The 14,317-nt window shown below is 38.0% G+C and carries 13 protein-coding genes; 9 read left to right on the top strand and 4 right to left on the bottom strand.

Annotated elements, in window-relative coordinates:
• Nucleotides 1-50 precede the first annotated feature (50 nt).
• A complete protein-coding gene (locus CXF85_RS06820; RefSeq protein ID WP_101227758.1) occupies nt 51-746 on the top strand; it encodes a pseudouridine synthase in 696 nt (231 codons plus the stop codon).
• Nucleotides 747-809: 63 nt separating this feature from the next.
• Nucleotides 810-1,754 carry a DUF3530 family protein gene (locus CXF85_RS06815; RefSeq protein ID WP_101227757.1) on the top strand — a complete coding sequence of 315 codons (945 nt, stop codon included), beginning with the start codon at nt 810-812 and terminating at the stop codon, nt 1,752-1,754.
• A 152-nt stretch (nt 1,755-1,906) separates the two neighbouring features.
• Here CXF85_RS06815 and djlA read toward each other — a convergent pair whose 3' ends face one another.
• Nucleotides 1,907-2,734 carry a co-chaperone DjlA gene (djlA, locus tag CXF85_RS06810; RefSeq protein WP_101227756.1) on the bottom strand — a complete coding sequence of 276 codons (828 nt, stop codon included), beginning with the start codon at nt 2,732-2,734 and terminating at the stop codon, nt 1,907-1,909.
• 227 nt (nt 2,735-2,961) lie between these two features.
• On the opposite strand from djlA, the gene CXF85_RS06805 reads away from it, so the two are divergent.
• The 7 genes from CXF85_RS06805 (at nt 2,962) to CXF85_RS06775 (ending at nt 12,074) form a co-directional block, all read left to right on the top strand.
• Nucleotides 2,962-5,274, top strand: a complete 2,313-nt coding sequence (locus CXF85_RS06805; RefSeq protein WP_101227755.1) for an LPS-assembly protein LptD — start codon at nt 2,962-2,964, stop codon at nt 5,272-5,274.
• 50 nt (nt 5,275-5,324) lie between these two features.
• A complete protein-coding gene (gene surA, locus CXF85_RS06800; protein ID WP_101227754.1) occupies nt 5,325-6,626 on the top strand; it encodes a peptidylprolyl isomerase SurA in 1,302 nt (433 codons plus the stop codon).
• Nucleotides 6,626-7,606, top strand: a complete 981-nt coding sequence (pdxA, locus tag CXF85_RS06795; protein ID WP_101227753.1) for a 4-hydroxythreonine-4-phosphate dehydrogenase PdxA — start codon at nt 6,626-6,628, stop codon at nt 7,604-7,606. The genes surA and pdxA overlap by 1 nt, the downstream gene beginning before the upstream one ends.
• Nucleotides 7,607-7,624: 18 nt before the next feature.
• Nucleotides 7,625-8,530, top strand: a complete 906-nt coding sequence (rsmA, locus tag CXF85_RS06790; RefSeq protein WP_101227752.1) for a 16S rRNA (adenine(1518)-N(6)/adenine(1519)-N(6))-dimethyltransferase RsmA — start codon at nt 7,625-7,627, stop codon at nt 8,528-8,530.
• Between the two features lie 3 nt (nt 8,531-8,533).
• On the top strand, nt 8,534-9,391 hold the full coding sequence (locus CXF85_RS06785; protein WP_101227751.1) for a symmetrical bis(5'-nucleosyl)-tetraphosphatase: 858 nt from the start codon (nt 8,534-8,536) through the stop codon (nt 9,389-9,391).
• A gap of 176 nt (nt 9,392-9,567) precedes the next feature.
• Nucleotides 9,568-11,586, top strand: a complete 2,019-nt coding sequence (locus CXF85_RS06780) for a HAMP domain-containing methyl-accepting chemotaxis protein (protein ID WP_101227750.1) — start codon at nt 9,568-9,570, stop codon at nt 11,584-11,586.
• A 281-nt stretch (nt 11,587-11,867) separates the two neighbouring features.
• On the top strand, nt 11,868-12,074 hold the full coding sequence (locus tag CXF85_RS06775) for a cold-shock protein (protein WP_011045258.1): 207 nt from the start codon (nt 11,868-11,870) through the stop codon (nt 12,072-12,074).
• 204 nt (nt 12,075-12,278) lie between these two features.
• Here the strand turns inward: CXF85_RS06775 and murA are convergent, their stop codons facing one another.
• The 3 genes from murA to CXF85_RS06760 form a co-directional block, all read right to left on the bottom strand.
• The gene (gene murA, locus CXF85_RS06770) at nt 12,279-13,541 is read right to left on the bottom strand and encodes a UDP-N-acetylglucosamine 1-carboxyvinyltransferase (protein ID WP_101227749.1); all 1,263 of its coding nucleotides are present in this window, start codon (nt 13,539-13,541) and stop codon (nt 12,279-12,281) included.
• A gap of 131 nt (nt 13,542-13,672) precedes the next feature.
• Nucleotides 13,673-13,936 (bottom strand): BolA family protein, encoded by a 264-nt coding sequence (locus CXF85_RS06765; RefSeq protein ID WP_101227748.1) that lies wholly within the window; start codon nt 13,934-13,936, stop codon nt 13,673-13,675.
• A gap of 77 nt (nt 13,937-14,013) precedes the next feature.
• Nucleotides 14,014-14,316, bottom strand: coding sequence for an STAS domain-containing protein (locus tag CXF85_RS06760; protein WP_101227747.1), 303 nt, complete (start codon nt 14,314-14,316; stop codon nt 14,014-14,016).
• Nucleotide 14,317 lies beyond the last annotated feature (1 nt).

Genomic DNA, 14,317 nt, shown 5'->3' with positions numbered 1-14,317 from the left:
GGATTATGTTCGTAAGAACATAGCCCTTTATTCCTAATCATGAGAAAGCAATGAGCGCAAACCCTGATTTTATCTACCTCCCACCTATGTCACCTTATCTTGATATAATTTACCAAGACGATGACTTTATTGTATTGAATAAAGCGAGTGGCATTTTAAGCGTGCCTGGCCGCTTGCCAGAACACCAAGATTGCTTACAAAATCGTGTGCAACGAATTTTACCCACTGCAACTATCGTGCATAGATTAGATATGGCTACCTCGGGTTTAATGATTATGGCGTTAAACAAACTAGCACATGTCGCCATTAGTCGCCAATTTGAGCAAAGAAAAACCCAAAAGACTTACCTTGCTCGTGTATTCGGTTTAGTAGCTCTGGATGAAGGTAGTGTTGATTTACCTCTGATATGTGATTGGCCAAATAGGCCAAAACAAAAAGTCGACCATGAAAACGGCAAACAATCGTTAACACATTACCGAGTGCTTAATCGTAGCCAAGAAGAGCATGACTCTACTGATGAACAAGCAAGTACCTTAGTGGAGCTGACTCCCGTAACAGGACGTTCACATCAACTTAGAGTGCATATGTTAGCCTTAGGTCATCCTATTTTAGGTGATAGGTTATACGCATCAAAAGAAGCATTAGCCATGAAAAATAGATTACAGTTGCATGCATTGAAGTTAAGCTTATTTCATCCAAAGACTGAAAAAGCTATTACCTTTAACGCTCCCTGCCCATTTATTTAACATTTCTACTTCACACTTTTATTCTATGGTCGATATAGCATAAATACCCGTTGAGGAAAAAAAATGCATAAAAAATTCCCACGTAAAATAAGTAGAAATAACATCAACTCAAAAGCAGTGGCTTTATTTATCTGTTCGCTTATTTTTATTTGCTCAACACCCGTTACCTTTGCTGAAGAAAAAAAAGCGGATGCTGCGACCGAAAAGGCTCCACTGAAAACGAATAAAACGAGCCCAATACAAAAACCTATCGCGTTAACCAAGCAACATAAAGATGATCTTAAACATTATTTAACGGGTGAGCAGGTAAAGCCATTGTTAGCAGGACCTGATGATTATTTAACGTTAGTGAAAAGATATACTAGCGCTAATAGCAAAGGAGTGGCGATTTTATTACCTGAGTGGCAGCAAGGTGCGACTAATCCAAAAGCAATTAATTACTTACGTAATATTCTCCCATCCAAAGGTTGGAGTACCATTGCTATACAACCGAGTAACAAGCCAGAAAATTACCCTTCAAAAGCAATTACTGTTGAAGAGCAAAAAAAAGAAAACCAATTGGCGTTGGATGATTATAAAAATAAACTCAGTACTATGCTCAATGCCGTAATGAACACAGCAAAAGAGTATCCCGGTATAGTGCTAGTTATTGCCCAAGGTAATAACGCCGCTTTACTGGTCGACTTGTACAGCCAAGAAGATAGTCAACGTCCCAATGCACTCATCATGCTTAGCAGCTATCGACAGAGCAACCATGCACTCATTAATAGTGTAAATGAAGACTTTGCTCGTCAACTGGCCTTTACCGAACTGCCAGTGCTAGATCTCTACCTTAAACATGATAATCCGCTTGTCTTAGCCAAGGCTGCACAAAGAAAGTCATTTGCGAAACAAGAGATGAAAGTGTATTTCCGTCAACGACAATTAAACAATAACATTACCGGTTATTATCCAGAAGAAGAGTTGTTGAGCCAAATTAATAGTTGGTTAAAAGCGATAGGTTGGTAGGTTATATACTCAAACCACATGAATATGCAGATTTAACTTGGATTGTTAAGACAGTCAACTTCAAGTAAACATTATGTGTTCATGTTCATCAAGTACAAAACCTATGCATTTTGTACTGCCGTTACTTTAACTACACGAATATTAGTTAATAGTTAATTATTCTGTTTGACAATAAACTCATACGCAGCTTGAATCTCTTGTGTTTTTTCTTTAGCACTTTCCATCATTGCTGGTGGTAAGCCTTTAGCAATTAACTTATCAGGATGATGTTGAGACATTAATTTTCGATAGGCTTTTTTAATCACTGGCATAGGTGAGTTTTTATCAACACCTAACACCTTATAGGCATTAGTTAACTGTTGACCGCTCGAAGGTATACTTCCAGCTCCTTGCTGCCTATAACCTCGACCCGACTGTTGCTGGTGGAAGTTAGTACCAGCAATAATCATTTCCAGTAAATTATCAAGTTCACTTGCTGAATAACCTAAAAATTTTGCTATGGTGTGCAAAACAGAACGCTCTGCGTCATCTAATTCGCCATCACTAAAAGCGACTTGAATTTGAATCTCTAAGAACATTAACAATAAGTCATGCCGATTTCCCATCAAACGTTTAAATTTAACCAGACGGTCTTTAAGAGGAAAGCCTGATGATTTACCTTCACGAAAAGCATCTTGCGCTTGTTTTCGTAAGTCGCTACTCAATCCCAGTTTGTCCATGTAGGCACTAGTAAAAGCAATTTCATGGCTAGTTACCTGTCCTTTTGCTTTAGCGACATGACCCATCACCGAAAAGGTCGTGTAGAAAAAAGCCGCTTGCCTAGATATTTCATCTTCTTTACCGCCCGCTATACCGTTGAAATTAAATCCACGACCGCGATCAAATAGATGACCTAACCAAAGACCAAGTAAAGCACCAAACAAGTTTTTACTGAGCATAAAGCCAAATAAAAAGCCTAAAATCTTACCCCAAATATGCATTTCCGAGCATTCCTTAAATAATATCTATGCCTCTTTACCATTCAAACTGAAATATCTAACAAACGCTGAAACATACATCTTGATTGGTAATGGGTATAATATGCAGATGAACTTTGACATAAGAATTTAGTCCAACTGAAAAAATTGCTATATCATAAAGCAATTAGCCGTTAAAATACTTGATTCATAGCTATTTTATACGTACTTTCACCTTTTCCGGACAATAAATGCCTTTTTCCCGTACATTAAATTTTACCCTAGTTGCACTATTCGTTTGCTTTATAGAAGTAGCGCAAGCTAAAGAGGAAGTAAAATCTCAATCGCCTGAAACTAAAGTAATGCAGTGCATATTACCTGTATTTGATGATATTTCCTTAGGTATACCTAAGGTTATTAACGGAAATATCCGTATATCATCTTTGCAAGCAAGTATCGAACAAGACCAAACAGCACTATTTAACGGCTCTGTTATTCTGGTTGATAAAGATCAGAAAATAATTGCCGACCAACTTTCTTTTAATCGTTTAAAAATGCAAATAGAAGCTATTGGTAATATTCATTACCAAGGTAAACAAATAAATATTTTTGCCAACACACTCAGTGCAAGTAAAACAGATAGCTCAACAGAGATGACGTCCGCCTCATATCAACTCGATGGTAACCCTGGGCATGGTACCGCAGAAAAACTCTCTATTAGTGGCGATGGCCAACTGAGTTTAGTCGACTCAACCTATACCACCTGCTTACAAGAAGTTCCCGACTGGCAAATAAAAGCGGCTGAAATTAATTTATCGTCCACTGGTGACTTTGGTGAAGCTTATCATGCTCAATTTAGGGTTTTAGATGTACCTATTTTTTATATCCCCTACTTTTATTTCCCTATATCAAAAGAACGCTTAAGCGGTTTTTTGTATCCTCAAATAGAAACAACAACCAATACTGGCCTTGAAATTACCGCGCCTTTTTATTGGAATATAGCTGAGAACTATGATGCTACTATTACTCCGCGTTATATGTCTAAACGCGGTTTACAGCTACAAACAGAATTTCGTTATTTGATGGACCAACAATCGGGTCAAATCGATATTGAATATTTAGATAATGATAAAGATATCACCAGTAATGATGACTCTCGATATTTAGCACGCTTTCAACATGTAGGTACTTTTTCTGAAGATTTCCGTGCCTATATTGATTACACCACCATTAGTGATGATAACTATTTAGTTGATATTGGTAGTAAACAGTATAATTCAAACGATGCTTATCTCTATCAAACAGCAGAATTGGCTTACTTTGGCGAGCAGTGGCAAGCAACTATACAATTACAAGATTTTGAAGTACTCGGTGATCATCAACCTAGCTATAAAACATTACCGCACATTGAACTCTCGGCCCAACAACCTTTAAACTTTTTATCTGGCCAATTCGAACTTTATTCTGAAATGACTACTTTTCAATCTTCAGAGAAAGATCAAGTAGAAGCGCACCGCTATCATGTTGAAGCTGGCTTTACCTTCCCCGTTGTTAGACCTGCTTGGTTTGTTAACTCTGAAGTAAAATTAATGCATACCTATTATCAACAAGGCAATATTTCTGCCGACAGTTCATTAGAAGAAACAGTAGAAAGAACCTTACCGAAAGTACGCATCCATGCAGGTATAAATTTTGATAGGCAACTGCTTGCTTTTGGCGAAAGCTATCGCCATACCCTAGAGCCGCAGTTACAATACCTTTATGTGCCAGAAAAAGATCAATCCAATATTGGCTTGTATGATACAACTATATTACAAGACGATTTCCACGGTATTTTTCGTGATAGCCGTTATAGTGGCTTAGATAGAATCGCTGCAGCTAACCAATATACTTGGGGTATTACTAGTCGATTACTTGATAAAGAGAACTTAGAAATAATTCGCGTCAGTCTTGGTCGCATTCAATATCTAGGTGACAATAATACCGACCTTGCCAATGATGCCTTGTTAACTGATAATGGAGATATTGACAATAAACAATCATCTGTTGCAGCTGATTTGTTTTACCGTATAAATCATCAGTGGCAAGTGAGTGGGGATATTCAATACAATACCCTAGAGGATTTTACCAATAAGGGACAAGTTAATATTGATTATCAAATTAATAAATATAATCTAATACAATTGAACCATCGCTATACTCGTAATGTCTCAGGAGATAGCTTAGAACAAGTTTCCCTCTTAACAAGTGTTGCTATTAACAAAAACTGGGCATTTGTTGGCCGTGTTACACAAGATTTGAAACAAGATAGAAGTATAGAGTCATATGCTGGCTTTCAATACGAAAGTTGCTGTTGGGCAGTACGTATAGCCTATCATCGTCATATTATCTCGAACTTAGATCCAACCAGTTTTGTTACTGAGGGTAATGAAAAATTTGATACTGGTATTAGCATTAAATTTATCATTAAAGGCTTAGACGGTAAGCAATCCGCCATAGGTACTCAAGAGATGTTTGATAAGAGTATATTTGGTTATAAACGCCCTTATTACTTACAAAACTAGCACCATACGCCATATTAAAAACATAAAACATAAAACAAGACATAATAATTATGAAATATAGAATTAAAGCAATACTGTTAGCCTCTAGTCTTATCATCACTACTATCACATCAGTACAAGCTAAAGAAGAACTGCTTGATAGAGTCGCTGCCATTGTTAATAGTGGTGTCGTACTTGAATCTGAAGTTAACGATTTACTCGCTAATATTAAACGCCAAGCTAAAAGCAATAATCAGAGTTTACCTTCTGATAAAGCATTACGTATTCAAGTCATGGATAAGCTAATTAATGATAGCTTGCTCAGTCAAATTGGTCAGCGCATGGGTATCCAAATTAGTGATGCTCAACTTGACCAAACCTTAAATAACATGGCAAAAGAAGACAAGCTTACCCTAGCTCAATTTCGCCAAAAGGTTATCGATGAAGGCAGTAGTTATGAAAAATATCGAGAAAGTGTTCGAGTCGAACTCATTTCAGGTGAAGTAAGTCGTAATAGTGTTAGGCGCCGTATCTTTGTTTCTCCACAAGAAATACAAAATTTACTTGCTGTGATGAAAGAGCAAAGTACTAATAATGTCGAATATCATTTAGGCCATATCTTAATAGAGTTCCCTGCCGATGCTAGCCAAGAAGATTTAGCCGCAGCTAAAACTCGCGCAACTAAGGTGGTCGAGTTACTTAATGATGGCTCTGACTTTGCTAAAATTGCGATTACGTCATCAGGTGATGCTAACGCATTAAAAGGCGGTGATTTAGGCTGGAAAAATATCAATGAAATGCCAACACTCTTCTCAGAACTGATTAACGAAAAACCTAAAGACACAGTTGTTGGCCCAATCCGTACAGGCTTAGGTTATAGCATAGTTAAAGTATTAGATATTCGTGGTAGAAAAGTGGTCGAAGTGGAAGAAGTTAAAGCGCGTCATATATTGATTAAACCATCGGTTATTTTAAGTGATGAAAAAGCTAAAAATTTATTACAAGGCTTTTTAAATCAAATAAATGCAGGTGAAGCAAACTTTGAAGAATTAGCCAAAGAACATTCTGAAGGACCAACGTCAGTGCGTGGTGGAGATTTAGGTTGGGCAGACCCTACAAGTTATGACCCGGCATTTAAAGATGCACTAGCAACCATGAAAAAAGGTGAATACCATAAACCATTTCGTTCATCTTTTGGTTGGCATATTATTCAACTAGAAGATCGACGTTTGGTTGATGCCACTTCACAATTAAATTCAAATCGCGCTCATAATATTCTATTTAACCGTAAATATGGAATGGAGAGCACACGTTGGTTAAAAGAAACTCGCGATGAAGCCTACATTGAAATATTTGAACAGGATAGTAAGTAATGACATTACGCATTGCCATTACACCGGGAGAACCAGCTGGTATTGGTTCCGATTTAGTCATTACTATTGCTCAACAAGACTGGCCTGTTGAAATGGTTGTCATTGCTTCAAAGTCATTATTACAAGAAAGAGCAAAATTACTTTCTTTGCCGTTGACCCTGAACGATTATTGTCAACATGCTCCAGCCAAACCTCAACAAGCAGGGACTTTAACAGTGCTTGATGTTGAGTTAGCAGAACCTTGTATCCCTGGGACGTTAAATAGTGCCAATGGCGCTTACGTGGTAGAAACATTAAGAATTGCCAGTGAAAAAAACATCTCTGGTGAGTTTGATGCAATAGTGACGGGCCCGGTACACAAAGGCCTAATAAATAAAGCCGGTATTGCTTTTAGTGGCCACACAGAATATTTTGCTAATCAAGCCAATTGTACCGATGTCGTTATGATGCTTGCTACCAAAGGTCTACGTGTAGCATTAGTAACGACACACATTCCGCTGGCTTACGTATCTAAAGCAATTACCTATGAGCGCGTGCAAAAGGTAACTCGGATTTTACATCAAGACCTACAAGATAAATTCGGTATCAAATCACCTAAAATTTATGCTTGTGGTATAAACCCCCATGCGGGTGAAGATGGTCATCTTGGCCGTGAAGAAATAGAAGTATTAGAGCCAGCTTTTGCTGAGCTGCGCACTGAAGGTATCAATATCATTGGTCCTTTACCTGCCGATACTATTTTTCAGGAAAAATATTTATCTGAAGCGGATGCGATTTTAGCTATGTATCACGACCAAGGTCTTCCAGTTCTAAAATACAAAGGCTTCGGCTCTTCAGTAAATATTACACTTGGTTTACCTTTTATTCGTACGTCTGTTGATCACGGAACAGCACTGGAACTTGCAGGTAAAGGTACCGCAGATTCTGGTAGTTTTATTGAAGCAATGAACAACGCCATCAACTTAGCAAATAACAAATAGTTTAACAAAGAAGTAGTTATGAACGACAAAAAACACTTAGGCCACCAAGCAAAAAAACGCTTTGGACAGAACTTTCTCCATAATGATGCTGTTATCAGTGACATTGTCGATGCCATTAATCCAGAGCCAGGTGAAAACCTAATAGAAATTGGCCCTGGTTTAGGTGCATTAACAGAACCCGTTATCGAACGCGCAGGTAAACTATCCGTTGTTGAATTAGATAGGGATCTTGCCCATAGACTTCGCCATCACCCCTTTTTGGCTAAAGACTTAACGATCTATGAAACCGATGCGCTGAAATTTGATTTTGCTCAGTTAGCGGATGAAGAAAAACCACTACGCATTTTTGGTAATTTACCTTATAACATTTCTACACCACTTATTTTTCATCTATTAACCTTTAAAGATAAAGTAAAAGATATGCACTTCATGTTACAAAAAGAAGTGGTAGAGCGCATGGCTGCAGGACCTCATTGTAAAGCCTACGGTCGTTTATCAATAATGACTCAGTATCAGTGTCAAGTACATCCTGTGATGGAAATAGGACCTGAGGCTTTTAAGCCCGCTCCAAAAGTTGACTCTGCGATAGTACGTTTGATTCCTCATACACATATTGAGAATCCGGTTAAAGACATTAACGCATTAAACACCGTTTGTTTGGCCGCATTTAACCAACGTAGAAAAACTATTAGAAATACTTTTAAAAAGTTAATTAGCGAAGCACAGTTAGCTGAATTAAACATTGATGCTAATTTACGTCCAGAAAACTTATCTCTTGATGAATTTAAGAAACTTGCTGATTTTATTGTGGATAACCCGCCAGAAGTTGCCCCTGCGAGAGAAAGAAGACACATGGCAAAAAATAAAAAGATTCAACAGACTAATGAAGAATTAAATGAGGATTCTGCACCAGACGCAGAGTAACTTATGGCTATTTACTTGGTAGGCGATATCCAAGGTTGCTTTAACGAGTTAACTGCCTTGCTGTCAAAAGTCAATTTTGACAGCAAAAAAGATATCCTTTATCTAGCGGGCGACCTAGTCGCTCGCGGTCCCGGCTCTCTCGAAACCTTACGCTTTGTCAAATCCCTTGGAAAAAGTGCTAAAGTCGTTTTGGGTAACCACGACTTACATTTATTAGCAGTTCATGCTGGTATCAAAAAGGCTAAAAAATCAGATCACTTATCAGCTTTATTAGCAGCTCCAGATGTTGATGAACTTATGGACTGGTTAGCCGCACAACCGTTATTGCAAAAAATACCTAACGATAACTCCTGTTCAAACAAAGAAACGACTAATCAAGAAGACAACGCTTATATGAGTCATGCTGGTATTTCACCACAATGGCAGCTAACGGATGCGTTAGAACAAGCAGAATTTCTCCACAGTAAATTAGCAAGTAGTGACCGAAACACTTGGTTAGCACTTATGTATGGCGAAGAGCCTAATAACTGGCATAAGGCAAAAACTGATATTGAAAAATTTCGTTATAGTATTAATGCCTTTACCCGTATGCGCTTTTGTTTTAATGACGGTTCACTAGAGTTTACTCAAAAAGAGTCTCCTGGAAATACTACTAATAGCAACATAGTTGCTTGGTATGAGTTATCTAAAACGATCAGTAGCACTGCTTGGGTTTTTGGACATTGGGCTTCACTCATGGGTAAAAGTTCACACCCTAATATTTATCCCTTAGATACCGGCTGTGTTTGGGGGAATCATTTGACCATGCTTCGCTGGCATGATAAAAAATACTTCAAGCAAAATGCTGAAATAATTGATTAGTGAATTTATTTTTGTACAAAAAAACAAAGAAGCGTGGCGGATGACGTTTCACTCAGTATAATACTTAAATATAAACTAAATATTTCCTATTACACGCCGATACAAGCTAAGCTTGATATATCATAAACAAATTAACGTATTAACTAGGCAAGTAGCCTACCAATTGGGTGGATTCTATGAATTTGACTGTAGCTGTAAAAATAATTGGTGGCTTTGCCATTATCTCAACTTTACTGATAGTAATTAGCATTATATCGTTATCTAACTTAAACACCATCAGCGAGTCGACTCAGCAACAGAATACTTTAGCTATTCCAACACTCAAAGCCAGTAATAAACTTGCTCTTGAATTGAGTCAAATGAGTAACCTGACCTTAAAAGGCTATTATCAAACTGACCTTGATGTAGTGGCAGCTAATCTCAGAGATTATAAAAGTATAGAAGCTCTATTTACTCAGCAATTGTCAGAATTAAAACAAATAGTAGCTTCTGAACAAGACTTATTGACTAACTTGACCCAAGTAGATCAACTTTACTCAAACTTTCATAATGCTAGCACTGGCTTGTTTAGTAACCATAAAATCAGTATCGAACAAAGACAGCTTTTGACTGATAAAATCGATATTTTAGAAGAAAAAGCAGATGACACTGTTATGTTGTTACTTGATTTAGCTGATCATGAACTTGCTGATACTAAGCTTCAACGTGCAATCAGCTTGAGTGAACAACTGGAAAACAAATTTAACTCTATTGTTTCTTCTGCTTTCGAATACCGCGACATTATAGATGAGAGCACTGCTCAGCTTATTGAGAGTGAACTAACTCGCAGCCTCAATGAAGCAAAAGGATCAGTTGACGATATTATTGCTGAATTAAATACCCATGACATCGAAGATGTATCTCAGGAAGTAGCAACAGCATTCAACGATATACAAAACCTTCTATCAAAAGATGATGGCATAATTGCTCATAAAGCAAAGCAACTAAGAGCCAACCAACAAGCTACTTCCATGTTAGCAAAAGAAGAAAAAGTAGCAAAACAAGTTAACAAAGTCTTGGATAATCAAATTGAACTTGCAAACCAAACCACCATTAAAGCGAGCCAACTAGTTGAGGATTCTGTGAGCAGTGGTAGTACCCAAACTACTATTATCATGCTCATATCAATTGCTGTTGCGCTCATTATCGCGAGAATTACGCTTGTTGGTATTACTCGTCCATTAGCACGTGTTAATGAAATGCTCAATATCGTCGCTTCTGGTGATCTTTCAATGAAACTAGATGAAACAGGTAATGATGAATTCGCTCAACTATCAAGAAACTGTAATTTATTAATTGATAGCTTACGTAACTTGATTGAAAGCATTGTTAACCGCTCGGCTCAACTTGCTGCTGCTGCTGAACAAACTTCAGCAGTTACCGCTCAAAGTACCACAGCAATTGAAGAGCAACGTAATCAAGTAGAACAAGCAGCCTCTGCAACAACCGAAATGAGCAGTACCGCTCAAAGTGTACTAGCCAGTGCTAACGATGCCTTAGGAGAAATAAAACATGCTGATGAAGAAGCTGAGCGTGTTAAAGGCATTTCAGCAAGGAATCGTCAAACCATTGAATTACTTGCCAGCGAAGTAGATGCTGCAGCCCAAGTTATTAATCAATTACAGCAAGACAGTGCTTCGATTGGTGGAATATTAGATGTAATTCGTGGCATTGCTGAACAAACGAACTTACTCGCATTAAATGCCGCTATTGAAGCTGCGCGTGCAGGTGAACAAGGCCGAGGTTTTGCTGTAGTTGCAGACGAAGTACGAACCTTAGCAAGTAGAACACAAGAGTCTACTTCTGAAATTCAAACGATGATAGAAGCGTTACAAACGGGTGCAGGTAAAGCGGTAACCGTTATGGATGCGGGCAAGTCTAAAGCGAGTGACTGTGTAAACCAAAGTGAAGAGGCAGATAAAGCCCTCGAAGTTATTACTCACGCAGTACATGAGGCTTTTGATCGCAGCTCACAAATAGCTACAGCAGCGGAAGAGCAAAGCGTTGTTGCTCATGAAATTAGTGAGAACCTTGAATCTATCGTAACTATTGCAGAGCAAACCACTGCAGGGTCACAACAAACAGCAACATCAAGTAGTGAGGTTGCTCGTTTAGCCGAAGAGTTACAACAATCGGTGCAAGAATTTAAATTATAGCGATAAATTAGTGCTGCAAGCCTATTTTTGGACTAACTTGCAGCTTTAATTACTCTAATGGTTGACATACTCATTGTTAACTATATAATGCACCCAGCTTGAAGTTAGTTTTATTTTTTTGTACACCATTTCGATGTTATCTCATGCTTACCTTAGATAAGATATCTGTAACACGTCCTGATTTATAAGTAATAGCAACTCTTTTTAGCAAACCCCTAACAGTTTAGCTTTATGCAAAATTTGTTAGTATAATTACTCTTAAATATTTATAGGATACACTTATGTCTACAACTACTGGTACAGTAAAATGGTTTAACGAAGCTAAAGGTTTTGGTTTCATCGAGCAAGAAAACGGCCCAGACGTTTTTGCTCACTTCAACGCTATCGTTGGTGACGGTTTTAAAACTCTTGCTGAAGGTCAAAAAGTTGAATTTACAGTTACTGACGGTCAGAAAGGACCTCAAGCTGAAAACATCGTTGCACTTTAATTTGCAATATTTAGGTTAGTTATTTAATAACAAACCTAAAGATGTTAAGAAAAGGACATACCTTAATTGGATGTCCTTTTTTATTGTCTAAATTTTACTGATGTTCACAATTATACTAGCCTCAATAGAACGGGCACAAAAAAAGGTTAATACTTGTTAAAGCACTAACCTCTTTAAATTACTGACAAATCTGTCAATCAATGATTAATCAGCTTTGATACGAGTGATATCCGCACCTAAGCCTTGTAGCTTACCTTCAATACATAAATAGCCACGGTCAATGTGATAAATACGATCAACTTGCGTTGGTGATTTAGCTACTAAGCCTGCAATTACTAAGCTTGCTGAAGCTCGTAAATCAGTTGCCATCACTTGAGCACCATTTAGACTAGTAACGCCCTTAACAATAGCGGTATTACCTTCTAAAGCGATATCTGCACCCATGCGTTGTAATTCAGGCACATGCATAAAGCGATTTTCGAATATAGTTTCTATAACTGTCGCAGTACCTTCAGCTAACACATTCATAGTCATAAACTGCGCTTGCATATCTGTAGGGAAAGCGGGATGAGGAGCAGTTCTAACATTGACAGCTTTCGCTGGAGATGTCATTTCTAATTCAATCCAGTCATCACCCGTGGTGATGGTGGCACCTGCTTCTTGCAATTTACTTAATACAGCTTCTAAGGCCTTAGGATCGGTATTTAAACATTTGATATGACCCTGGGTAACTGCAGCTGCGACCAAGAAAGTACCCGTTTCGATACGGTCAGGCATAACAGTATATTCTTTACCGCACAGTTCACTAACACCTTCAATAGTTAAGGTATTCGAACCCGCACCGGTAATTTTAGCGCCCATACTGATCAAGCAATTAGCAAGATCAACAATTTCAGGCTCACGTGCAGCATTTTCAATAATGGTAATGCCATCAGCTAAAGCGGCGGCCATCATTAAGTTTTCAGTGCCTGTTACACTAACCATGTCCATTAAAATAGTTGCGCCCGTTAAACGGCCTTGCTTTTTAGCAACAATATAACCGTCTTCAACGGTAATATCAGCGCCCATCAATTTTAGGCCTTGAATATGCAGATTCACAGGTCTTGCGCCAATGGCACAGCCACCCGGCAAAGAAACTTCAGCATGTCCCATACGAGCAAGTAATGGACCAAGCACTAGGATTGAAGCGCGCATGGTTTTTACTAAATCATAAGGCGCACGACAAGTATCAATGCTACTAGCATCGATCATAAGTTTGTCTTCGTTAAGCCATTCAGTTTTAGCACCTAACTGACCTAATAATTTAACCGTTGTTAAAATATCATTCAGCTGCGGTACGTTACTAAAAACAACAGGTGTCTTAGATAATAATGCTGACATCAAAATAGGAAGAGCTGCGTTTTTTGCTCCGGAGATCACGACATCGCCGCGAAGTGGTTTACCACCAATAACTTTAAATGCGTCCAAAATAACTACTACTTACTTAAAAAGGATTAAAAAACATCGAACCAGTATACACAAAAATGCCCAGCAGTAAAAAGCTAGGCATGAAAAATACAAATTAGTAACACTATTACTTATAATAGTTAGTATTAATACTAACTATTAAATAATTTATCACGCTTCCACTGTGCTTTATTAAATGTTTTCACAGTAATTGCGTGGATTGTGCCATCTTTGATGATATCGGCTAATGGCTTAAGCACTGCTTGTTGACGTTTAACACGACTTAAGTCATCAAACATATCACTTACTGCATTAATTCGACATTGAGAGCCATCAAAAGTTACATGCACTTCATCAAGTTCAAGTGCTTCATTTATCAATTTATTTACTAATGTTTCAATCTCACCAACTTCCAAGGGAGTCTCCTTTGTTCATTATTGATACCCAAGCCACTTTACTATGCGTATTTCAGCTGGTTTGAGTATGTATGATACTAATCACATGTTATAGGTAATAAACCATCTACGCCACTTAAGGTGATTAGTTTAGTTAATTTTTCAGGTATATTACTAAAGCTCAATTGACATGAGTAATGTGCGGCTTGCTCTAAAAGGTAAAATAACCAAGCAAGACCCGCAGTATCTGCCTTGCTCACGTTGCTTAAATCAACTTTAACAGCACCATGGGCAAACCAATCTACATATTCACTGTTTTTTATATCCGCGACACTGTGACGGCTCAATTGACCAGAGACAGTAAGGGTACCATGATTAAGAACTATATTCGCTTTAGTCACT

Origin of the sequence: Colwellia sp. 75C3, from assembly GCF_002836255.1 — a bacterium.
Lineage (GTDB): Bacteria > Pseudomonadota > Gammaproteobacteria > Enterobacterales > Alteromonadaceae > Colwellia.
Note: the sequence above shows the minus strand (reverse complement) of the source record. Positions and strands in the feature narration are given on the sequence as shown.